We start from the raw sequence: 22,821 nt of genomic DNA, 5'->3' as shown, positions 1-22,821 counted from the left end.
GACGCGGACCGGCTCGCGGCTCGTCATGACACGGAGGCGAACATGCCCGACATCGAGGATGCGAGGGACATCTCGCGCAGGCCTTTCGTGGCCCCGGCGGTCCGGTACGGCCCGGCCGTCCGGGACAGCCCGGCGGTCTGGCACGGCCCGGACCTGGCCGGGAGCGAGGAGTGGGTCCTGCGGCTCTCGGCCCGGCAGACCGGTGAGCTGAGGGCGGCGCTGCGGACAGCGCGCAGACGCGCCACCACGCTGCTGAGGATGACCGCCGAGGACTTCCCGCTCCCCACGCTCGCCGGTGAGCTGGCCGAGGCGGCCGGAGAGCTGGCGACCGGCCGGGGGTTCGTCCTGGTCAAGGGCGTCCCGGTCGGTGAGCTCGGCGACCGGGACGCCGGTACGGTCCTCCGGGGCATCGGCCAGTACCTCGGGCGGCCCGTGCCCCAGGACGTGGACGGCCACACGCTCCGCCACGTCCGGCACACGCCGGGTTCCGCGGACGGCTCCGGGGTGCCGGGCCCCCGCTCCCGGGCGGGGGCCCCGTTCCACATCAGGAGTCGGATCTGCTCGGCCCGCTCTGCCTCGCGCCGGGCCGCCCGGGAGGACGCACCTCCCTCGTCAGTTCGGCCGCCGTCCACGAGGCCCTGGCGGACCGCAGGCCCGACCTCGTTGAGTGCCTGTACCGCACCCACTTCTTCGACCGACGTGACGCGCGGGCACCCGGCGAACGCCCGTATCTGGCCGCCCCCCTCGTGACCGGGCACGGCGCGGAACTCGGCATGCGCTACGACCGCGACCGGCTGGAGGCCGCGCGGAGCCTCGTCGGCGTACCCCCGTTGGAAGCGGCGGACACGGAGCTGTACGCCCTGGTCGACGCCCTGGCCGGGTCCTCCCGTCTCCGGCTGGACCTCTCCCTCGAAGCCGGCGATCTGCTACTCGTCGACAACCACGCCGTCATGCACGCCCGCTCGGAGGCCGAGGACCTCGACGCGTCCGAACCGGGGCGCCACCTGCTGCGACTGTGGCTGGCCCGGCACCGGGACACCGGTGCGCCGGACACGGCCGCCCGTGGTCCACGCGCCACGGAGACACGCCGTGGGATCACCCCGCTCGACGTCGTCCGGCCCCGGAGCCTGCGCCCCGGCCCCCCGGGCGGCGGATGCCGCGACCGTCGCCCGCACCGCGGCGACGGCTGAGACGAACAGACGAAGGAGACTGCCGCCATGACCAACCTCGCCGCCTTTCTGGTGAACTCCGCGGCGGCCCGCCGCGACCGGGTCGCCGTACGCCACGACGACACCGCCCTGACCTACGCCGAGCTGGACGACGCGAGTGCCCGGTTCGCCGCGGTGCTGCGCGACCGCGGGGTGCGGCCGGGCGACCGTGTGGCGATGACCATGCCGAACGTGCCCCTGTTCCCCGTCGTCTACTACGGGACGCTGCGGGCCGGGGGCGTGGTCGTGCCGTTGAACCCCCTGCTCAAGGCCCGTGAGGTGGCATACGTCCTGCGTGACTCCGGGGCCCGCGTCGCCGTGGCGTTCCCGCTGTTCGCGGAGGAGGTCGCGAAGGCCGCCGCCGAGCTGGGCACCGAGTGTCTGGTGACGGAGCCCTCGGCGTTCCGCGAGCTGCTCACGGCCGTCGAACCGCTGCCCGGCGTAGTCGACCGTGAGGACGGGGACCCGGCGCTGATCCTCTACACCTCGGGCACCACCGGCACACCCAAGGGAGCCGAGCTGACGCACGGCAACCTGGTCTCGAACACGACCACCACCGCCGAGACGCTGATCCAGGTCGGCCCCGACGACGTCCTGTTCGGCGGACTGCCGCTGTTCCACGCGTTCGGGCAGACCTGTGCGCTCAACGCGTCCGTGGCCGCGGGGGCGACGCTGACCCTGCTGCCGCGGTTCGATCCGCGGCGGGCGTTGGAGGTCGTCCACCGTGACGGGGTCACCGTGTTCCTCGGCGTCCCCACGATGTACTCGGCACTGCTCCAGGCCGAGCTGCCCGACGGCTTCGACGGCTCCCGGCTGCGCCTCGCCGTCTCCGGCGGTGCCGCGATACCCGTCGAGGTGCTGCACGGATTCGAGCGGCGCTTCGGCGCCCCGGTGCTGGAGGGCTACGGACTCTCCGAGACATCGCCGGTGGCCTCCTTCAACCACCCCGACCGCCCGCGCAAGGCCGGCTCCATCGGGGTGCCGATCCGCGGGGTCGAGATGAGGCTCGTCGCCGATGACGGCTCCGCGGCGGGCCCGGGCGAGGTCGGCGAGATCGCGATCCGCGGGGAGAACGTGATGAAGGGCTACGTCAACCGCCCCGAGGCGACCGCGGAGGCGGTGCGCGACGGATGGTTCCACACCGGCGACCTGGCCCGCGTCGACGAGGAGGGCTTCTACTTCGTCGTGGACCGCAAGAAGGACCTGATCATCCGAGGGGGCTACAACGTGTACCCGCGGGAGGTCGAGGAAGTCCTGTACGAGCACCCCGCCGTGGCCGAGGCGGCGGTGGTCGGCGTGCCGCACGAGGTGCACGGGGAGGAGATCGCGGCGGTGATCGTCCCGCGCGAGGGCGCGGACGCGACGGCCGAGGAGATCCGGGCCTTCGTCGGGGAGCGGGTGGCGGCGTACAAGTACCCGCGGATCGTCACCTTCGCGGACGGACTCCCCAAGGGCCCCACCGGGAAGATCCTCAAGCGCGAGATCGTCGTCCCGACGAGCGACCGATTCGGTGAGGCCGAGAGTGAAGAGTGAGGCCCAGGGGCCGGCGTGAGGCCGACGGTCAGTGCGAGGCCGAGGCCGAGGCCGACGTACGGCGCCGAGGCGCTCCGGCGCGCGCCCGTATGCCCGTCGGGCTGCCGCCGACGGGCTCGCTCCGGAGTGGGTTCCGGGTGTTCCGGACCCCTATCCGGGTGTCCCTGGTCTGCTAGGAGAGGCGTCGCTTGATCTCGTCACGCGCCTTCCGCGCGCTCTCGTGCACCTTCTCCATCGCCTCGCGGGCCTTGGCCGCCATCTGGTCGGCCTTCCCCTGCCGCTCCAGGCCCGCGTCTCCGGTCGCCTTGCCGACGGCTTCCTTGACCTTGCCCCTGCCCTTCTGCACCGTGCTCTTGCGCATGACCGGGTTCCTCTCGTGTGGGGTCTTCGGGCCGGTGCCCCGTGCACGCTCACTGCTCCGGTGCGCGCCTCCGCTCCCTTCGGCGCCGCACCGCGGACCGTACGAACGTCGTCAGGCACACCACCGTGACCACCCACACCGCGGCGAAGCCCCAGAGCGGCGCCGAGGACGAGGAGGCGCCGGCGAGGAGGAACAGGGCCACGGAGGCCGTGCCGAGAAGCGCGGTGCACCAGCCGAGGCGGTGCCGCGGAGACACGTCCCATCGGCCTCCCGCGCCGGTCCCCGCGCGAGGCTTTCCGAGGGTTCGCAGTGTGCGATCGAGGGACTCGTCGCTCCTGAGGCCCTCCTCGATGCCTTCGAGCAGCATGCGTTCCTGGTGGGTGAGCTTGGGATCGTGCATGACGAGCTCCCGTCGAGCGGTCCGGTCACCGGTCACGTCGTCACCGGTCACGTCCAGGTCGTGCGCAGACGTTCCTGGTGTCCCGCGAGCCAGGTGGCGAAGTCCTGGAGGGCGGGGTTGAGGCCCCGGACGGCGTCGATGTCCCGGGACTCGGTGAAACGCTGCTCGCAGTCCGTGTAGTACTGGAACATGTTCCCCGACTCGTCCGCGCCCGGGAATCCCTGCGCACGCCATTCGTCCGGAGTGAGGGGCCGGTAGCGCACCGGTTCGCCGAGCGCGCCGGTGAGAGCCGCGGCCATGGCGGCGACCTCGAGGTGCTCGCCGGCGATGCTCACCGTCGCGGCGATGAGGTCCGTACCGCGTTCGAAGACGGCCAGTGCCGTCCTGCCCACGTCGTCCGCCGCGATCCCGGCGAGCCTGGCCCCGCCCATCGGGAACGTGAGCCGCAGCGCGCCGTCCGGGCCGCGCTGCGGGGCGAACGAACCGAGCAGGTTCTCCCAGAAGAAGGTGGTCCGGAGGAACGTCGTCGGCACGCCTTCGTCGAGGAAGTAGTGGTCCGCCTCCGCCTTGCCGTCGAAGTGCGGCACCTTGTAGTGCTCCTGGAGCGTCGGCATCCGCTCGTCGTCGAGCGGAACGCACTCACGGGTGTCCTCGAGCGTCGACCAGATCGCGTGCTGCACACCCGCGTGCGATGCGGCCCGTGCCAGGGCAGCGGCCTGGTTCTTCTCCCGCTCCGCCGACATGTGCTCCCAGAAGTTCGTGACCAGGAACGCGCCGTACGCGTGCTCGAACGCCGGTCCGAGGCTCTCCGGGTCGTCCATGTCGGCCCGCACGACCTCGGCGCCCAGCCGCTTCAGTTCCGCGGCCGGCTCCCCGTCGGGGTGTCTCGTGACGGCACGGACCGAGAATGCTCCGTCACGGTCGGCCAGGACGGCTCGCGCGAGGCCGCCGCCCTGCCGGCCTGTCGCGCCGATCACCGTGATGATCTTCTTCGCGGTCATGTCTGGATCCGCCTCACAGCTGCGTGGTGCACCCGTGGAACCCGGGAGTCCTCCTCCGCGTGTTCCCGCGAACAGCCGCGGCACGCTACTGCCGCGGCGCGGGCTCGGAAGCCGACCCCCACCAGACTACCGCTCGACCCCGGAGGCGGTACGGGTGAGTGATCCCTCCCCGACCGCCGCGGGTGCCCCGTCCCGTCCCCCTGTTTCGGCAGGAGTCGCTGACCGCCGCAGGGGGACGGCGGCGGCCGCCGCCGGTCAGACCTTCGGGGAGCGGCCCAGCGCGCGGATCGCCGGAATGCAGAGCATGACGCCGATGAGCGCGATGCCCATCACCGACGAGAACAGCAGCACCCGGTCCGCGCCGTAGGCGTCCGCCGCGGGGCCTGCCAGGGCTCGGCCCAGGGGGATCACCATGATGGAGCCGGCCACGTCATAGGCCGACACGCGGCTCAGGACCGCCAGCGGGATGTGGGACTGCACGCTCGTCGCCCACATGACTCCCCAGAACGCGAACCCGCAGCCCGCCACGACCCCGGTGAGCGCCGTCGCGGTGAAGGACCAGCCGAGCGCGGGCGCCAGCGGATTGAGGGTGAAGAAGAACATCGCGCAGGCGCCCGCGACGAGCGGCCGTCGTGGCCGGACCCGCATGCCGAGCAGACCGCCGACGATCGTTCCGGCGCCGTCGGCCGAGGCGATCCAGCCGTATCCGCCGGCCCCGTGCTGCTGGGTGAGGAGCGCCGCGCCCAGCGGGAGCGCCGGGCCGAAGACGAAGAGGCCGTACACCGCCCACACGGCGATGACCCCCCACAGCCAGGAACGGGACCGGAACTCGTGCCACCCCGTGGCCAGCCGGTGCCACATCGGGTCGTCGCTCTCGTCCCGGGCCGTGCCGAGCCCGCGCAACGGCGCGAGGCCCAGTGCGCTGAGCGCGTACGCCGCGGCGATGACCACGAACGAACCCGCCACGTCCCAGTAGGCCACCAGGAGACCCGCCACGCCGGGACCGAGCAGGGTGCAGATCGCCTCGGAGACGCGCAGCAGCGCGTTGGCCCGCTGGATGTCCTCGGCGACCTGGGGGACCAGGCTCGCGAGACCCGGCTGGAACATCGCGGTCGCCGCTCCGCTGAGCGCCAGCAGCGCCATGATGTGCCAGAGCCGTATGTCCGTGGCGATCAGCAGCACCGCGAGCGCGAGCATGGCCACCATGCGCACCACGTCGGCGCCGACCATCATCACCTGCGGGGTGAACCGGTCGGCGAGCACTCCGCCGAACAGCACCAGCAGGACGATCGGCGCCATCCACGCGGCCAGCGCGTATCCCACACCGCTCGCCCCGTAGCCCGCCCCGAGTACGGCGGTCGTGAGCGACACCATCAGCATGCCGTCGGCGAGCAGCGACGTGCTGCGGGCCGTGAAGAACAGCCGGAAGCGACTCGACCGCCACGGGCTGGGCGGAGCGTCCTGCTCCCGCCGCTCGGTTACCTCATCCATCGTCATGTCACATCCGCCGGTCCCGGCCGGTCCCTTCCCTGAGAATCTGCTGCCGGAGCCAGGCGCTGCTCCGGTCCGCCTCCGCCGGCGGGTCCTGGACGATCACGTACCGGCGCGGTGCCAGTACGCCGGGGCGGCCGGGGAGCGCGTCCATCAGTGCCGTGTGGGCCTCCGCCGGTGCGAGGGGGGTGTCGCCGGCGGCGATGTACGCCGTCAGGGCCCTCTCCGGCGGCATGTACGCGTACGAGGCCTCCACGGTGACGTGGACGGGCAGGCCCCCCAGGACCTCGCTCAAGGTCTCCGCCACCAGCGGCGGCGACGTCCACGACCCGTCCACCCGGCACCACCGCGGACCCCGCTCCACCGGACGGACTCCCGTCACCCCGGTGAGCGACGACAGCGGTACGTCGTCCGTGGCGGCCGCCTCCAGGAGCCGTACCAGACCGGTGAGGAAGCCCTCCGCCTCGTCCTTGTCGAACAGCGCGGGATCCGCCCACAGAGCGAGGTGGATCAGCGGCTCGGTCGCGTAGACGAAGGTCAGGACACGGGTCGGCAGCACCTGGTCGGGACCCCAGCTCAGCTCCAGGTCCGGCCCTGCGGTGTCCTCCGGCCGGGCGGAGGCGCCCGGGACGACGGCGGAGGGGAGCGTGCTCACGTCGTTGAAGACGACGTCACGCGCGAACTGGCTGCCGCGCTCGAAGGTCGCCCGCCCGATCATCTCCCAGAGGCGGACCGCGTCGAACTGGCTGTGCCGGTAGGCGTCGAGCGCCCCTCCCCAGGACTTCTTGAGCAGGGCGTCGAAGGTCGGCACCTGGACGTCGAGGGAGAGCAGCGCGTCCTGGGACAGCGTGTTCACGGAGCGGGCGAGCCGGGAGTGGTACCGGTTGGAGGTGGGGACGGCGGCGACACACGCGGTCTGCGCCGTGCGGTGGGCGACGAGCGCGCACCACGCGGTCAGCAGCACGGTGGACGGCAGGCCGCCCGTGCGCTCGGCCACGAGCGCCAGGGCCCGCGCGCCCCGCCGCGACCGGAGGGTGAGCCGCGGCACCCGCACCTCGGTGCCCTCGGCGCCCGGCTCCGCGAACATGGCCTGCGGTCCGCCGCGGATGATCCGCTCCCAGTACCGCAGCGACGCCTCGGACTTGCGGAGTCCCGCCGGGGTCGACTCCTGGGCGGCGAGGTCGAGCGGGGTGAGGGAGTCGAGGGGCGGCAGTGTCCCCCCGGCCAGCAGACCCAGCCATTCCTCCTTCAGGACCGCGAGGGCGCCGACGTCGGTCACGGCGTGGCTCGCCGCCATGGCGACGAAGACGGGCGTGCCCGCCACGGCGACGAGGGAGACGCGGAGCGGGAAGTCCCGGTCCAGATGGAAGCGTTCGGAGCGGGCCTCGCGGGCCAACGACTCGGCGTGGGACTCGAGTTCTCCGGGAAGTTCGCCGGGGAGTTCGTCGTGGTCGACGAAGGTGACCGTGAACGTACCCTCGGACGCCACCACTTGCTCGCGGGGTGCGACCCCCGGGGCATGCGGAAAGGTCGTACGCAGCGCCTCGTGGCGTACGGCGAGCGCGCGCAGCGCGTCGATCGCCGACTCCGTCCGGGTGCCCTCGGGGACCGGCCACACATCGTGGATGTTGATGTGCTCGGGCTCGTCCCGCAGCATGCAGCGGATCATGTTGGCCTGCCCCATCGTGACGGGGCCCCGGCGCTCCTCACCGCCCGCGTACGCGACGGTGAGGGTGCGGGAGCTCCTCGGGGGACGGTGGCCGCTCATGCGGTGCCTTTCAGGGACTCTCGAAGCGGATCGGGGTGACGGTGCGACCGGCTCGCGCGGGTCAGGGCCTCCCACGTGTCGGTCAGGAGGGCGAACTCCTCCATGTCCTGACGGGCCTCGTCGAGGAGTCGTTCGCGGAGGGAGGCGAGGACGTCCGCCGCCGTGGCCCAGCGGCCGCCCAGGGCGCGGTACGAGCGGATGAGGACGTCCAGCCGGCCGGCGTTCTCGGCCCGGTCCACGCGGCTGCCGTGCGTGCTGTCCCTGGCGAACCCTGCGACGGTGTCGGCGCGGACGTGGCCCTCGTCGTCGAGCAGCGCGTCACCGGCCTCCTTCATCGCGGTGTACACGGAGGTGAGGTGCGGTGCGGCGAGGAGGAACTTGGCGAACCGGAGCTGATAGGCGAGGAACCCGGCGTCGGAACGGCGTTCACCCGTATGGAAATTGACGATGTGCCGGTTGTGCAGCACCCCCGGCAGCCGGGCGTCCTGGATCAGATGGAGGAGGAAGTAGTCGCTGCCGATGGTGTCGGTGGCGGGCGGAAGCGGCACCCGCGCGTACACCTCGCGGTCGAGGGCGATGTTGCACATGTCCACACGCATCGGGCTGACGCTCATGAGCGTGGAACGGTCGCCGGTGTACGGGGTGGTCCCCGCGCCGCGGAAGGACTCCGCGATGAGGTTCCTGCGCCAGATCTCCGGGTAGTCGGCGGGGACCGACAGACCGACGACGTCCTCGTACACGGCGGGGTCGAGCCGGCGGATCTCCTCGACGTCCACGGACATCTCGCCGACGAACGAGCCGCCGACCAGGGCCACCGGCCGGTCCGCGCACGCGGGGTCGAGTCTGCTCCGGGACACCAGACCGGCCGCGTCGGCGGCCCGCCGTCCCAGTGAGGTGAGCTCCTCGTGGAGCGGGAAGACAGGCTCGCCGTCCAGGTACTGGTAGCGGCTGTCCGAGTCACGGCGGTGGACCGACGTACAGCCCAGGGCCTCCGCGATGAGGAAGGCGCGGTTGGTGCAGGCCCCGTAGGAGACGCGGTCCGGCAGCATCAGGTCGAGCATCCGGTCGGGAGCGGCGACGCCGGACCGGGCGATCACCTCCCGGAGGAAGGTCCGCTGCTCGTCCTCGTCGAGGTGGTGCGCGATCACACCGGGGACGGCGGGCAGCGCGGCCACCGCCTCCCGGTGCTCGGCGAGCGCGGGGGCGTCGGAGGAGTCCAGGACGAGGAGACGTACCTCGGCGCCGAAGTGACGGGCGCCGTGGGCGGCTTCCTCGGCGACGGCCCGGATGGTCGCGGCGCAGGCCCGGTTGGTGGGAAGGGTCAGGCAGACACGGCGCACGCCGGCTCCCCGCCCTCGGTCCCGGTCTTGCCCGCGTCCTTCCAGGAGGTGAGCCCGAGCAGGCGGCTGCCGAGTTCGTTCAGGGCGGCCGTGGGGTATCGCTTGGACTCGTGCAGGACGGGGTCGCCGACGAGGGTCCGGTTCCAGCGCGGGGTCCGCAGGTGCCGCCAGGCGTCGACGCGGGACCGCCGCAGCCGCTCGTGCTCCTCCAGCGCCGGCATCATCGACAGGTACTGGACCGCGCGGACCTGGTCCCGGGAGACGTTGCGCGCCACACCGTGGGCGAGCAGGCCGTTCCAGATCAGCAGATCACCGGGGTGCAGATCGGGGCGTACGACGGGGTACTCCGTGCGGTCCACGGCGGGGCGGAGGGGGTCCCGGCCGGCCGGCTGGCCGACCTTCCACTCCTCGAACCGCCGGAACAGCTCCGGGTCGCACTGGAAGCCGCCGGACTCCGGCCGGGTCTCGTTGAGCGCGATGATCCCCTGCACCCGCTGCGGAGGGACGCCGAGCGTGGTGTCGATGTCCCAGTGCAGATCGATGTCGAAGCCGCGGTCGGTGGGCTCGATGAGGGCGCGGTCACGGTTTCCGACATTGGGCGGGTTGAGGTTGAGCCGGTCCTGGGTGACCCACAGTTCCTCGCAGTCCCACACGTCCACGAAGGCGTCGTAGACGCGCCGGGCCTGGCGGTTGTCCCAGAGGAGCTGGTGGTGGTACGCCTCCACGAAGCCGTAGACGTGCAGCTGCTGGTCCAGTTCGGAACGGAACGGCCGGTCCTCGTACCAGCTGTCCGGCCGGTCCGGGTCGAGGCCCTGGAAGTCCCAGGTGAAGTCGAGCAGACGCTTCGCGGCCTCCGCCGGGATCGCCTCGCGGACGATCACATAGCCGTACGTCTGCCAGTGGGCGAAGTCCTCCTCGGACAGCACGCGCAACGGCCGGGACTTCTTCAGCTCGCGCAGGGTGGTCTGCGCCAGATAGGACTCGCCGTCCGCGCTGAAGTACGGCAGGTCCGAGGACGCCCGGTGGAGATGCGGGCGACGGGATCGATGCGGGGCGGGTGTCGTCATGGTGGTCCCTCCAGGGCGGGAGTCGGGGGAGACGGTTCGGCTCGGCGGCCGGCGCGGGGCGCCGGGACCGCGGGGAACCCTTCGGGGCTTCTCCTCGGCCGGGGGACAGCACGGCGCGACCCTCGGCGCGGGGCCGGTGGCACACGGCATGGACGGACGGCGGGACGGACTGCGCGGACGGGCGGCAGGGACGGACGGCTGCGCCGTGGCGCGGTGCGGCGGCCACGTCATGCACAACGATTGGTTTAGACCATAGCCGCTGTCAAGTGTCATCTCAATATGCGGAGTTGTTCCGGCCCGGGGGTGCGCACGACGGCCGGGAGGGGCTCCCGGCCCGGCGGCTTTGGTCTAGACAACAGGGTCGCTACTCGCCTAGTGTCCCCCTGCGGAGTCCGGTCCCTGATGGCACATCAGCCGACGCGGCAGTGCATTCCTTCCGCCCATCCGACCGACACCCCTGACTGTTCGACCACGCCCAGAGGGAGCGGTTTCCATGAGCACACCCAGCACCACGGTCCTGCCGGACGGCGGCCTGAAGAGCCCAGGTGCGGGCCTGATCACACTGGACCCGGTCCGCACCGCGCTCCTGCACGGCCTCGACGACCTCCTCACCGGACTGGCCGCACGGCTCTCCGCACCCGAGGTCGTCGGACCGCCGCTGCTGTCCGTGGAGGGCCTGGCACGGCTCGACTTCTTCCGCAACTTCCCCCATCTCGGCGTCTCCGCCGGGCGGTTCGCCCCGGACGCGCTCGACGGCCTCGCGGCCGGTGAGACACCGGGAGAACTGCCGCTCCGGCCGACCGGCTATCTGCTGCCGTCCGCCACCTGCTACGGACTGCTGCTCTCCCTGGAGGGCCGGGACGTCGGCGAGGACGGCCTGCGGCTCTCCGCCGCCGGTCGCTGCTTCCGCAACGAGACCCACTACGACGGGCTGCGCCGCCTCTGGGGCTTCCACATGCGTGAGGTCCTGTACCTCGGCACCAAGCAGGGCGCCGTCGAACACCTCGCACACGGCGCCGAGTTCATCCAGGAGGCGGCCGCGCGCCTCGGTCTGGAGCTCACCAGGGCCGTGGCCGACGACCCGTTCTACGACAAGGGCGGCTCCCGGGCCAAGCTGATGGCCCTCGACCCCGTCAAGCACGAGTTCAGCGCGCCCGACGGCACGGCCATCGCCTCCGTCAACCGACACCGCAACTTCTTCGGGGAGCGGCTGGACATCCGCGCGGGCTCGGAGGGACCGGCGTACAGCGCCTGCGTCGCCTTCGGCGTCGAGCGCTGGGTCCACGCGATGATCCTCACCCACGGCAGCCCGGAGCAGGCCCTGGACCGGCTCGGCGAAGCCGCCCTCTAGGTCCTGTCGTCGAACGCCGCCGGGCCCCGGAGCCCCACGTACCCCCGCAACAGCAGCAAGGAGCGACCCCTTCCCATGGAACGCATCGCCGCGTGGCTTCACGAGAAGAACCCCGGCCTCGACGGCCCGATCGACACCGACGAGGACCTCATCGAGGCGCGTCTCATCGACTCGATGGACTTCCTGGAGTTCATCGACCTCCTGGAAGAGCTCTCCGGTACGAGCATCGACCTCCAGGAGGTCACCATCGATGACTTCCGCACGCTCGGACGCGTGCGGGAGCGCTTCCTGAGCGCCGCCGGGTGACCGTCCCCCGATGACCGCCAGTCCGGGCCGGGACACGGCCCTGGCCGTGGTGGCGACCACCCGTGAGGTCCTGGCCCGTCCGGAGCTGCACGAGGGGCTGCTCGCACCCTGGGAACGGCGCCGCCTCGCGGGCATCCGGCTGCCGAGCCGCCGCGACGACGTGGTGGCTTCGCGGCTCCTCGTCCGGCTGTGCGTCGCCCGCTTCACGGGACTGACACCGGCCGAATCGGCCCCTGACCAGCTGTGCCCCGACTGCGGCCGGCACGGCCACGGGCGTCCCTACCTGCGCGGCCGGCCCGGGGTCGGCGTCAGCCTGAGCCACGCCGACGGCCTGGTCGCTGCGGCCGTCGGCCCGGGCGCGGTCGGCATCGACGTCGAGCCCTCGACGCGCCGCCCCGGCCCCTTGCGCGTCCTGCGCCGGCTGCTGCCCGAGGCGGATCTCGACGAGGCCGCCGCCCTGCCGGACCCCGGCCCCGCACTGCTCCGCCTCTGGGTCCGCAGGGAGGCCCGACTCAAGGCGGGCCGGGACGACCTCCACCTGCTGGAGTGGACGGACCACGACCGGGCCGCCGTCGCGGCGGTGGCCGGTACGAGCCCGACGACGCTCTTCACCGTCTCCGGCGACACGCGGTAGACCCCGGCCGGACCGGCGGTGCGGCACGCGGTGGACCCCCGGTCGGACCGGCGGTGCGGCACGCGGTAGACCCCGGCAGGACCGGCGGCATGGAACAGCGGGGACGGGCCCCTACCCCAGCGAGCCCCTCCCCGTCCCTCCGGAAGGTTACGGGTGCTCCGTCGGCGTCCTCGTCGCTACGTTCCAAGCGGCCAGGAACCATGTTCGTCATGCGCCGACCAGGAGGTCACGTTGACCGCGCAGCACCCCACCCGCAGGAGCATCCTCAAGACGGCCGGCGGACTCTCGGCCGCCATGGCACTCGGCGCCGGAGGCGTCCTCGCGGGGGCTTCGACGGCCTCGGCGGCCGGTGACGGTTTCGGTCTGCGGATCGTGGACCGCAACGAGAGCGACCACCGGATGTGGTACTACCGCTTCGCGACCGACGCGATCGGCTGGAACCCCGCCGTGAACGTGCTGCTCCCCGACGACTACCACTGGAGCGGCCGGACCTACCCCGTCCTGTACCTCTTCCACGGCGGCGGTACGGACCAGGACTTCATCACCTTCGACCGCGAGGGCATCCGCGCCTGGACGGCCGGCAAGCCGATCATCGTGGTCATGCCCGACGGCGGCCACGCGGGCTGGTACTCCAACCCCGTCAGCTCCAACGTCGGCCCCCGGAACTGGGAACACTTCCACATCGCCCAGCTGCTGCCCTGGGTCGAGGCGAACTTCCGCACCTTCGCGGAGTACGACGGCCGCGCGGTGTCCGGGTTCTCCATGGGCGGCTTCGGCGCCCTGAAGTACGCGGCCAAGTACTACGGTCACTTCGCCTCGGTCAGCGCCCACTCCGGTCCCGCCAGCCTGCGCCGCGACGGCGGCCTCGTGGGTCACTGGGCCAACGCCTCGGCCGCGGCCCTCGACCTGAACGGCGGCACGATCTACGGTGCCCCGTTCTGGGACGAGGCCCGGGTGAGCGCCGACAACCCCGTGCAGCGGATCGAGAGCTACCGGAACAAGCGCGTCTTCCTCGTGGCCGGCACCAGCCCGGCCCCCATCAACTGGTTCGACACGGCCAACGAGACCCAAGTCCTGGCCGGGCAGCGCGAGTTCCGCTCGCTCCTCGGCAACGCGAACATTCCGCACGAGTGGTACGAGCTGCCCGGCGGTCACTTCATCCGCCACGACATGATGCAGCGCGACATCGACGGCATCATCGGCCGGCTCCGCAAGGCGTGACCCCGCGCGCTCCGCGCGACCCGCCACCGTCCCACCCACCCCGAGACGACCAAGGGGAGGAGCCTCCCGTGTTTTCCGGACCGCCTTCGACGCCCTCGAAATCCCCGGCGCCCACACTGTCCCGACGTGCCGTCACCTGCGTCCTCACGATGATCGCCGCGCTTCTGCCGGCACTGGTGGCAACGACCCCGGCCGCCGCCCGGACCACCACCTCCGCGGCCGCCTGCCCGACCACCGGGCAGGTCACCCAGCCCTATCACAGCGGTCACAACGGCGTGGACATCGGCGACGCCATCGGCACGCCGATCCACGCCGTGGGTGACGGCGAGGTCACCATCTCCGGTTACACCGGCGACTACGGCCAGTGGATCCGCATCCAGCACGCCGACGGGCGGATCTCCGAGTACGGGCACATGTACCAGCGGGACGTATCCGTCGGCGACCGCGTCGTGGCAGGCCAGCGGATCGCCCTGATGGGCTCCGAGGGCAACTCGTCCGGCTCGCACCTGCACCTGCGGATCTGGGGTGACCCGTCCGCCACGTACGGTATCGACCCGGAGCTCTACCTCGCGGAGGGCGGCATCTCGCTGCCCTGCGTCCCGGGCAGCGGCGGTCCGCCTCCGCGACCGCCGCTGGTGTATCCGGCGGAGTCGGGCCGGGTGGTGTCGGCGCGGTCGGCGGACGGGCGGCTCGAGGTGTTCGCGGCCGCCGCGGACGGTGTGCATCACGCCTGGCAGCTCCAGGCGAACGGGGAGTGGTCGGCCTGGGAGTCGCTGGGTGGTCCGGGCGGCGCGGAGTTGGCGATCGTGCCGAACGCGGACGGCCGGCTGGAGATGTTCGCGATCAACGGGAGCACCTTCCAGCACCGCTATCAGCTCTCCCCGGCCGGTGGTTGGTCGGGTTGGGAGGCCTTCGGGGGCGGTGGTCGTGATGTCGCGGCGGGTGTGAATGCGGACGGTCGCATCGAGGTCTTCGCCTCGGGGCCCGTGGGGTTGTTCCACCGGTATCAACTGGCACCCAACGGTGGCTGGGCGGAGTGGGAGCCCACGGGCGGTGGTCCCGCTGACGGTCGGGTGGAGATGGAGAAGGCTCCGGACGGGCGTCTTGAGGTGTTCGCGATGAACGGGGATGTCTTCCAGCATCAGTACCAGACGGCGCCGAACGGCGGTTGGTCGTCGTGGGAGACCTTCGGTGGCGGTGGGCACGACTTGACCGTCGATCACAACGCCGACGGCAGGATCGAGGTGTTCGCCTCCGGTCCGGTGGGTGTGTTCCACAAGTACCAGACCAGTGCGACCAGTTGGTCGGGCTGGGAGCCGACCGGTGGTCCCGTGAACGCTCAGCTCAGCAGCGAGCGCACGCCGGACGGCCGGGTCGAGGTCTTCGCGATGAACGGCGAGACGGCGATGCACACCTGGCAGACCGGTGCGAACGCACCGTACGGCGCATGGGCCACGTTCGGCACCGGCGGCACCGAGGTCACCGCCACGACCAACGCGGACGGCCGGATCGAGGTCTTCGGCACCAGCCACGCCGGTACGTTCCACCGGTGGCAGACCGGATTCTCCAGCTGGTCCGAATGGGCCTGGGTCGGCAACACCGCAGGTCCCGTCCTCAACTGACCGACCACGACATCCGAAGGAGGCCGTAGGTGACCAGCGTCCAGCGCTCCTCGCCGACGAGACCCACGCCATCCCGCCGCGGTCGCACGCACCGGATCGTTCTGTCGCTGCTGACGTCACTGCTCGTCGCCGGAGGAGTCCTCGTCGGCGCCTCGCCGGCGCAGGCGGCGGGCAGCGATCTGTGCGCCCGGACGGGCTATACCGCAGGCTTCCGGGGCGACGGTCTGGTGACCGCGATCGCCGTCGCCCTCGCGGAGTCCAGCTGCAACCCGTCGGCGTCGAACGTCCAGAACAACACGCCCCCGTCCACCGATCGGGGCCTGTGGCAGATCAACGACTACTGGCACCCCGAGGTGGACGACGCGTGCGCCTACGACGCCCAGTGCAACGCGAACGCGGCGTTCGAGATCTCCTCGGGCGGTACGAACTGGCAGCCCTGGTCCACCTACAACCAGGGCCTGCACTGGCGGCACATGGATGAGGCGCGGGCCGCCGTGGACCGCCTCGGTCACCAGGAGCCCGGTCCCGGCCCGCTGGTGTATCCGGCGGAGTCGGGCCGGGTGGTGTCGGCGCGGTCGGCGGACGGGCGGCTTGAGGTGTTCGCGGCCGCCGCGGACGGTGTGCATCATGCCTGGCAGCTCCAGGCGAACGGGGAGTGGTCGGCCTGGGAGTCGCTGGGTGGTCCGGGCGGCGCGGAGTTGGCGATCGCGCCGAACGCGGACGGCCGGCTGGAGATGTTCGCGATCAACGGGAGCACCTTCCAGCACCGCTATCAGCTTTCCGCGTCCGGTGGTTGGTCGGGTTGGGAGGCCTTCGGGGGTGGTGGTCGTGATGTCGCGGCGGGTGTGAATGCGGACGGTCGCATCGAGGTGTTCGCCTCCGGTCCGGTCGGACTGTTCCACCGGTATCAGGTCGGGCCGAACGCCGGCTGGGCGGAGTGGGAGCCCACGGGCGGTGGTCCTGCTGACGGTCGGGTGGAGATGGAGAAGGCTCCGGACGGGCGTCTTGAGGTGTTCGCGATGAACGGGGATGTCTTCCAGCATCAGTACCAGACGGCGCCGAACGGCGGTTGGTCGTCGTGGGAGACCTTCGGTGGCGGTGGGCACGACTTGACCGTCGATCACAACGCCGACGGCAGGATCGAGGTGTTCGCGTCCGGTCCGGTGGGTGTGTTCCACAAGTACCAGACCAGTGCGACCAGTTGGTCGGGCTGGGAGTCGACCGGTGGTCCCGTGAACGCTCAGCTCAGCAGCGAGCGCACGCCGGACGGTCGTGTCGAGGTCTTCGCGATGAACGGCGAGACGGCGATGCACACCTGGCAGACCGGGGTCAACGCACCGTACGGCGCATGGGCCACGTTCGGCACCGGCGGCACCGAGGTCACCGCCACGACCAACGCGGACGGCCGGATCGAGGTCTTCGGCACCAGCCACGCCGGTACGTTCCACCGGTGGCAGACCGGATTCTCCAGCTGGTCCGAGTGGGGCTGGCTCAACGGCACCGCAGGTCCCGTCGTGAACTGACTCCTCGTCCGACCGCCGCCGCATCCCCGACCGGTGGCCGGCCGCGCCCGAGCGGCACGGCCGGCCACCGGTCCTCCGAGGAGAGACGAACATGCTCCCGATCAGCAGACGGAACCTGTTGCGAGGCGCCGCCGCGGCGGGTGCGCTCCCCCTCCTCGGCACCGGCCGAGCCGGGGCCACGCCCGCCGCGGCCGCCTCATGGGTCGGCGCCGGGCCCTTCACCCACGTCCACGACCCGTCCACCCCCGCCGGGCCACGCTATCTCAACGACCACACGCTGATCCGGGCGCAGGGCCGGTGGCACCTGTTCGGCATCGTCGGGGACAGCGCACCGCCCGGGGAGGCCCCGGACAGCGCGGCGGAGATCTCCTTCGCCCACGCCTCCGCGCCGACCCCGCACGGGCCGTGGACCAGCCACGCCGACGCGCTCACCGTCGATCCCTCCTACTTCGGGGAGGAGCACCTGTGGGCGCCGCACGTCGTCGAGGCGGGCGGCAGGTTCTGGATGTTCTACGCCGCCGGCGGCGCGAACGGCGCCGCGATCAACCTCGCCACCTCGACCGATCTGTTCACCTGGACCCGTGAGCCGTCCGGCCCGCTGTTCCTGGGCCTCGCGGCGCGCGACCCGATGGTGCTCCGGGTCGGCGGCGAGTGGGTCATGTACTACACAGAACTGTCGGCCCCGGGCGGCCACCACATCGTGGCCCACCGGCGGTCCGCCGACCTGGTCCACTGGAGCGCGCCGGGCACCGTGTTCACCGACGCGAGCACCGCCACGACCGTCTCGGTCACCGAGTCGCCGTACGTCGTCGGACGCGACGGCTGGTACTACCTGTTCATCGGGCCCCGCAACGGCTACGAGGGGACCGACGTACTGGCTTCGCGCGATCCCTTCCACTTCGACCCGACCGGGTACGCGGGCCATGTCGCGGGCCACGCCGTCGAGGTCTTCGCCGACGGCGAGGACTGGTACGCGAGTGCCACCGGATGGTTCCGGCAGGGCCTGTACGTCGCACCCCTGGGCTGGCGGGACACGCCACCACCCTGGCAGAGCCCGGACAACCCGGTCGCCGCCCTCGACGCCGACGGACGCCTGACCGTCTTCGCGCTCGCCGCCGCCGACCGGTCGATGCTGCGGCGCGTCCAGCTCGATCCGTACACCGACACCTGGTCGGAGTGGGAGACGTTCGGCGGGCCCGCCGGGGCGGTCCCCACCCTGGGCCGCGACGCCGACGGGCGCCTTGAGGTCTTCTCCCTCGCCCCGGGCGGGGCCAACCTGCACCACCGGGTTCAGCGGACGGACGGCGGCTGGCACGACTGGGAGGAGTTCGGCGGTCCCGCGGGCGCGGCCCCCGCGGTCGCCCGCAACGCCGACGGACGGATCGAGGTCTTCGCCCTGAGCCCCGGCGGCGCCTCCGTCGCACGACGACGCCAGTGGTCCCCGGGTTCCCCCGCCTGGGACCCGTGGGATCCGGGGTTCGGCGGTCCGGCGGGCGCACCGCCGGTCGTCGCGTCCAACGCCGACGGCCGCCTGGAGGTCTTCGCCCTCGCGCCCGGCGGCGCGGCGATCGACCACCGGTGGCAGACGTCACCCAACGGTCCCTGGGCCGCGTGGAACCGCTTCGGCACGGCGGCCGGGGCCGCGCCCCGGGTAACCCGCGACGGCACCGGCAGACTCGCCGTCGTCGCCGTCGGGCCGTCCGGTGCGGGGGCCTTCCATCGGCGGCAGTCCGTGCCCAGCGGCGGGTGGGACGCCTGGCAGTCGCTGTTCGGCTGGACGGAGGCGGCCCCGATGCTCGCGCCCAGCGCCGACGGGCGGCTCGAGGCCTTCGCGCTGTCCCCGGGGGGCGCGCGCCTCGGCCATCGCCGGCACCGGACGCCGGGCGGCGCCTGGGATCCCGGTGACGACTTCGGCGAGCCCGGCGTCCTGCTCGCCGCGACGCCGACGGCCGCGGCGGACGCCACAGGCCGGCTGCATGTCCTCGCCGTCACGGCGGACGGCCGGATGCGCACCCGCGTACAGGATCGGCCGAGTGCCGGCTGGCGTCCGTGGACCGCGTTCGGCGACCGGCCGGTCGCCCCGATCCGGTCGGGCTGCCCCGCCGGCTGAGACGGCAACAGGGCGCCCTGGCAAGGCCGTTGCTCCGATGCGTTCGCCGGCCGAGCCGTTCTCCGGCTGACGCGGGAGCCCGGCCCGGCCGCCCGGAGGGCCGCTCGCCTTCTCCCGCTACCTCACGGTTCGACCGGGTCGCGGAAGTGGCCGATGCCATACGGTGAACCTCCGCGTACTACCGGTAGCGTTCTGCGTACATGACATCTGTCGACGCGCGGGACAGGGGGAGCGGTGAGCGGCATAGTCGTCCATCTGCCGCGGGGGAGCGGCGGCCTCGTCGACGGTGAGCCGTACGGCGACGCGGTGACCCTCCGGCTCGGCCCGGGGGAACGCGCCCGCTTCGGGCGTGGCTCGTCGCGGACACCGGTCGAACTCCGCCTCGCCGACGCCGCCATCTCCCGGCTCGCCGGAGAGATCCGGGTCACGGACGACCACTGGCAGCTGAGCAACCACAGCACGACCCACAGCTACCTGGTGGAGAACCCGGAGGGCGCGGGCGAGTATCTGCGCGTGCCGCCGCGACGGGCCGGCGCGCCCATCCCCTTCGAGTTCTCCCGGGTGGTGCTGCCGACGCGCCGGGACACCACGGTCTCCTTCCAGGTGTTCGCGCCCGACCACGTCTATCTGGACCCGCACGGCACGGGCGGATCCTGGGAGAGTCGTACGGTCATGGCCTACTCGCTCGACGAGACGGCCACCTACTTCCTGGTGCTCGCCGCGCTCTGCGAGCCGTGGCTGAGAGACCAGTCACCGGTCGCCGTACCGACGACCCCGCAGGTCGTCGAGCGGCTCAGGGGACATGCCGCCTGCGCGAAACTGACTCCCCGCGCGGTGAGTTCGCACATCGACTACCTCGCGGAGGAGAAGCTGAGGGTCGGGCCCGGCCCGGTGGCCGAGGCGGGCCGCGCCGACCGCCGGCACGGCAAACGCGAGGCCGTGGTGGGGATCGCGCTGAGATTCGGGATCGTACGGGAGGAGCATCTCGCGCTGTTGCCGCCCCGGGCCGAACCGGCCGAACGGGGACGGTAGAGGGCGTGACGCGGGTGCGCGGTCGGAGCACGTCATGGGGGAGTGACCGGGCGGAGCCGCTGCCACGGGGACACCGGGTCGGGAACTGGGTGGTCTCCGAGCCGATCGGGGCCGGTGGCTGGGCGACGGTCTACGCGGGACGGCCCGCGGAGGGCGGCGGGGACGAGGTCGCCCTCAAGGTCATGCCGACCGCCGGACTCGCGCCGCGCCAGGCCCGCCGCGTGGCGGAGGCCGCCCGTCGCGAGGTCGCACTCGGCCGCGCGGCGGGGCACCCGAGGCTGGTCCGGCTGCTCGACTCGCTGGTTCTGCGCACTCCCGGGCAGCCGTCCCTGGACGGTGCGATCGTCCTCGTCATGGAGCGTGCCCGGTGCAGTCTGCGGGAACTGCTCGACGCCGGGGTGACCGGGGCCGAGGGCGGCCGGCTGATCGCCGGCGTCTGCGAGGGCCTCGCCCATCTGCACGCGGCGGGCTGGGTGCACGCCGACCTCAAACCCGAGAACGTCCTGATCGGCGAGGACGGCTCGGTGAAACTCTCGGACTTCGGCCTCGCCACCGAGGTGACCGGGACGCACGGGTACGCGCCTCCGATGGGAACCCTCGACTACCTCCCGCCCGAGCGGTGGAGGGCCCCGCTGGGAGAGCACGGTGTGGAGGTCCGGCCGAGTGCCGACATCTGGGCCCTGGGCATCGTGATCCACGAGGTCTTCGCCTCGGGCGTGTCCCCGTTCGCCGGCGCCACGCCGATGGCGCGGGGCGCCGCCGTGCAGGAGTACGCGCAGGGGCGGGCTCCCTTACGGATGGACCAGGCGGTACCGGAGTTCTGGCGGGCCGTGGCCGCCGACTGCCTCGCCCCCACCCACGCCGAACGCGCCGCGCACACGGCCGCGAGTCTCATCGAGCGGATCGCCGCCCAGGAGGCCGGCAGGCCGGGGGAGACCGGGCGAGCCGGGGAGGCGGGCACGGCCGGGACGGCGGGGAAGGCGGGGACGGCGGGGACGGCTGGGACTGCTGGGACCGCGCCCGCGTCCGGCACCGTTCGTAGAGGCCGGCGGGCTCGGGCCGCGGTCCTCACCGTGACGGTGTGCGGGGCGGTGGGGGCGGCGCTCTGGACGTACGCCGGGCGCGACGGGGGGCCGGGGCGCCAGGACGGTGCCGGTACGTCCCCGGTCCGGGTCCGGGTGTTCAACGCCGAGCGCGGCTGCCAGGACCGCGCGGACCGGGACCCGCAGTGCAGCCTGGGCCTCGCGATCGACCCCCGGCGCCCGTACACGGCCGAGAACGTCGTACCGACCCGGGTGTGGCACGGCGATCTCCTCGACGCCGAGTGCGAGGTTCCCCGCGGGCAGTCGATCATCGACGAGGAGGACCTGGAGTCCACCCGCTGGTTCCGCGTCCGCCTGCCGCCGGGGGACGCGGGGACGGCGAAGGGGACGCGGACGGACGAGGGGACGGGTTCGGGGGCGGACGCGCGGACGGACGCGCGGGTCACCGCCTGGCTGCCCGCCGTCCGTACGAAGGACCGCCCGGTGCTCCCCCGATGCCCGTACCCCGCCCCGGCTCCCGCGCCGGCCGCCGTCCCGGCTCCCGCGCCGTGACAGGGCAGGCAGTGCGGGGCAGGGCGGGGCAGTGTGCCGGCGGCCTCGGACCCGGTCGGCCGAATGCCGCGTTGTCGGGCGAATGTCGGGCCCGGGGCGTGGCCCGGCACCGCCCCGGTGGTAGGTCGTCGCCATGCAGTCAGGCACACCGGCGACGGTGACCCCCATCCTTCGCACGGCCGCCGCCTACGCGTGGCGGCTGCTGATCGTCGGCGCGTTCGTCTACAGCCTGTTCGCGGTGCTCGGACGCTTCCACGAGATCGGCGTCGCCCTGTTCCTCGGGTTCGTGATCACCGCGCTGCTGCGGCCGCTCGCCGATGTGGTCGCCCGGGGGCTGCCCCGGTCGTTCGCGGTCACCCTCACCCTGCTCGGGAGCATCGCGCTCGTCCTCGGCGTGCTCGCCCTGGTCGGTGAGGCGGTGGCGGGGGAGCGGCTGACCCTGGTGCGCGAGTTCCGGGTCGGGGTCGACCGGATCGAGGACTGGCTGGAGAGGCCGCCGTTCCGGCTGAACCCGGGGGCGCTGTCCGACCTCCAGGCCAAGATCGGGGAGTACGTTTCCAGCCATCGTTCGACTCTGGTCAGTACGGCGCTGAGCGGTGCCCATCAGGTGGTGGCCGTGCTGACGACGCTCGCCCTCGCGCTGTTCTCCTCGGTGTTCTTCATCCACTCGGGGGACCGGCAGTGGGCCTGGTTCAAGGAGCAGCTGCCCCGGTCGGTGCGCGGCCGGGTGGCGATCGGTGGTCGCGCGGCCTGGCGGACCTTCACCGGCTACACCCACGGGATCGTCCTGGTCGCGGCGGTGAACGCGGTGCTCGTCGGGGTCGCGCTGTGGCTCCTCGGTGTCCCGCTCGCGGTGCCGCTGGCGCTCCTGGAATTCGTCGCCGCGTTCGTGCCACTGATCGGCTCGCCGATCGCCCTGGCCGTCGCGGCCGTGGTGGCACTGGCGTCGAAGGGCCCGCTGGTGGCCGCGATCGTGATCGGCCTGATCGTGGTGATCGGCCAGATCGAGGGGCATCTGCTCCACCCGCTCGTGATGAGCTGGGCCGTACGGCTCCACCCGCTGGTGGTGGCGATCTCGGTGATCGCGGGTTCGATCGCCGCCGGGATCGTGGGCGCGGTGGTGGCCGTGCCGCTGGTCTCGGTGTTCTGGTCGGTCCACACGGCGCTGCGGGAGGCCCGCGCGGCGACGCCGGAGACGGTGACGCCCGAGGGGTGACGCCGGAGGGGCGATGTCCGTCCGCACGTCCGTCTGCCGACG

19 protein-coding genes are annotated in these 22,821 nt (G+C 72.6%); 12 read left to right on the top strand and 7 right to left on the bottom strand.

From position 1 onward, the window contains the following. Positions 1–557 precede the first annotated feature (557 nt). Both ACH4MY_RS12595 and ACH4MY_RS12590 read left to right on the top strand, forming a co-directional pair. Positions 558–1,190 carry a TauD/TfdA family dioxygenase gene (locus ACH4MY_RS12595; protein ID WP_398001684.1) on the top strand — a complete coding sequence of 211 codons (633 nt, stop codon included), beginning with the start codon at positions 558–560 and terminating at the stop codon, positions 1,188–1,190. 27 nt (positions 1,191–1,217) lie between these two features. Next, positions 1,218–2,741 carry a long-chain fatty acid--CoA ligase gene (locus ACH4MY_RS12590; RefSeq protein ID WP_398001437.1) on the top strand — a complete coding sequence of 508 codons (1,524 nt, stop codon included), beginning with the start codon at positions 1,218–1,220 and terminating at the stop codon, positions 2,739–2,741. A gap of 172 nt (positions 2,742–2,913) precedes the next feature. Here the strand turns inward: ACH4MY_RS12590 and ACH4MY_RS12585 are convergent, their stop codons facing one another. The 7 genes from ACH4MY_RS12585 to ACH4MY_RS12555 form a co-directional block, all read right to left on the bottom strand. Then, on the bottom strand, positions 2,914–3,102 hold the full coding sequence (locus tag ACH4MY_RS12585) for a CsbD family protein (RefSeq protein ID WP_398001434.1): 189 nt from the start codon (positions 3,100–3,102) through the stop codon (positions 2,914–2,916). Positions 3,103–3,151: 49 nt separating this feature from the next. Further along, positions 3,152–3,502 (bottom strand): hypothetical protein, encoded by a 351-nt coding sequence (locus ACH4MY_RS12580; RefSeq protein ID WP_398001431.1) that lies wholly within the window; start codon positions 3,500–3,502, stop codon positions 3,152–3,154. A gap of 47 nt (positions 3,503–3,549) precedes the next feature. After that, positions 3,550–4,503: an NmrA/HSCARG family protein gene (locus ACH4MY_RS12575; protein ID WP_398001429.1), complete on the bottom strand. Its 954-nt coding sequence runs from the start codon at positions 4,501–4,503 to the stop codon at positions 3,550–3,552. Positions 4,504–4,758: 255 nt separating this feature from the next. After that, positions 4,759–6,000: an MFS transporter gene (locus ACH4MY_RS12570; RefSeq protein ID WP_398001427.1), complete on the bottom strand. Its 1,242-nt coding sequence runs from the start codon at positions 5,998–6,000 to the stop codon at positions 4,759–4,761. A gap of 1 nt (position 6,001) precedes the next feature. Then, the gene (locus ACH4MY_RS12565; protein ID WP_398001424.1) at positions 6,002–7,762 is read right to left on the bottom strand and encodes a condensation domain-containing protein; all 1,761 of its coding nucleotides are present in this window, start codon (positions 7,760–7,762) and stop codon (positions 6,002–6,004) included. Continuing rightward, positions 7,759–9,102, bottom strand: a complete 1,344-nt coding sequence (locus ACH4MY_RS12560; protein ID WP_398001421.1) for a DUF6271 family protein — start codon at positions 9,100–9,102, stop codon at positions 7,759–7,761. Before ACH4MY_RS12560 ends, ACH4MY_RS12565 begins: the two co-directional genes overlap by 4 nt. Beyond that, complete coding sequence (locus tag ACH4MY_RS12555) at positions 9,084–10,169, bottom strand: phytanoyl-CoA dioxygenase family protein (RefSeq protein ID WP_398001418.1); 1,086 nt, start codon at positions 10,167–10,169, stop codon at positions 9,084–9,086. The genes ACH4MY_RS12560 and ACH4MY_RS12555 overlap by 19 nt, the downstream gene beginning before the upstream one ends. A 493-nt stretch (positions 10,170–10,662) precedes the next feature. Here ACH4MY_RS12555 and ACH4MY_RS12550 point away from each other — a divergent pair, with 493 nt between their 5' ends. The 10 genes from ACH4MY_RS12550 (at position 10,663) to ACH4MY_RS12505 (ending at position 22,779) form a co-directional block, all read left to right on the top strand. Continuing rightward, positions 10,663–11,520 (top strand): aminoacyl--tRNA ligase-related protein, encoded by an 858-nt coding sequence (locus ACH4MY_RS12550; RefSeq protein ID WP_398001415.1) that lies wholly within the window; start codon positions 10,663–10,665, stop codon positions 11,518–11,520. A gap of 75 nt (positions 11,521–11,595) precedes the next feature. After that, a complete protein-coding gene (locus tag ACH4MY_RS12545; RefSeq protein WP_398001413.1) occupies positions 11,596–11,826 on the top strand; it encodes an acyl carrier protein in 231 nt (76 codons plus the stop codon). Positions 11,827–11,836: 10 nt separating this feature from the next. After that, the gene (locus ACH4MY_RS12540; RefSeq protein ID WP_398001410.1) at positions 11,837–12,460 is read left to right on the top strand and encodes a 4'-phosphopantetheinyl transferase family protein; all 624 of its coding nucleotides are present in this window, start codon (positions 11,837–11,839) and stop codon (positions 12,458–12,460) included. 294 nt (positions 12,461–12,754) lie between these two features. Further along, a complete protein-coding gene (locus ACH4MY_RS12535; RefSeq protein ID WP_398001681.1) occupies positions 12,755–13,681 on the top strand; it encodes an alpha/beta hydrolase in 927 nt (308 codons plus the stop codon). Between the two features lie 149 nt (positions 13,682–13,830). Next, positions 13,831–15,303: a peptidoglycan DD-metalloendopeptidase family protein gene (locus ACH4MY_RS12530; protein ID WP_398001407.1), complete on the top strand. Its 1,473-nt coding sequence runs from the start codon at positions 13,831–13,833 to the stop codon at positions 15,301–15,303. A 29-nt stretch (positions 15,304–15,332) separates the two neighbouring features. Beyond that, positions 15,333–16,826, top strand: coding sequence for a hypothetical protein (locus ACH4MY_RS12525; RefSeq protein ID WP_398001404.1), 1,494 nt, complete (start codon positions 15,333–15,335; stop codon positions 16,824–16,826). A 91-nt stretch (positions 16,827–16,917) separates the two neighbouring features. Beyond that, positions 16,918–18,936 (top strand): family 43 glycosylhydrolase, encoded by a 2,019-nt coding sequence (locus ACH4MY_RS12520; protein ID WP_398001401.1) that lies wholly within the window; start codon positions 16,918–16,920, stop codon positions 18,934–18,936. Between the two features lie 234 nt (positions 18,937–19,170). After that, a complete protein-coding gene (locus ACH4MY_RS12515) occupies positions 19,171–19,968 on the top strand; it encodes a serine/threonine protein kinase (RefSeq protein ID WP_398001399.1) in 798 nt (265 codons plus the stop codon). A gap of 5 nt (positions 19,969–19,973) precedes the next feature. Beyond that, positions 19,974–21,563 (top strand): serine/threonine-protein kinase, encoded by a 1,590-nt coding sequence (locus tag ACH4MY_RS12510; RefSeq protein ID WP_398001396.1) that lies wholly within the window; start codon positions 19,974–19,976, stop codon positions 21,561–21,563. A 133-nt stretch (positions 21,564–21,696) separates the two neighbouring features. Next, positions 21,697–22,779, top strand: coding sequence for an AI-2E family transporter (locus ACH4MY_RS12505; protein WP_398001393.1), 1,083 nt, complete (start codon positions 21,697–21,699; stop codon positions 22,777–22,779). Positions 22,780–22,821: the final 42 nt, after the last annotated feature.

Source organism: Streptomyces sp. NPDC017246 (assembly GCF_044331325.1).
In the GTDB taxonomy this organism is placed as follows: Bacteria; Actinomycetota; Actinomycetes; order Streptomycetales; family Streptomycetaceae; genus Streptomyces.
This window is presented reverse-complemented; position numbering and strand designations above follow the sequence as displayed.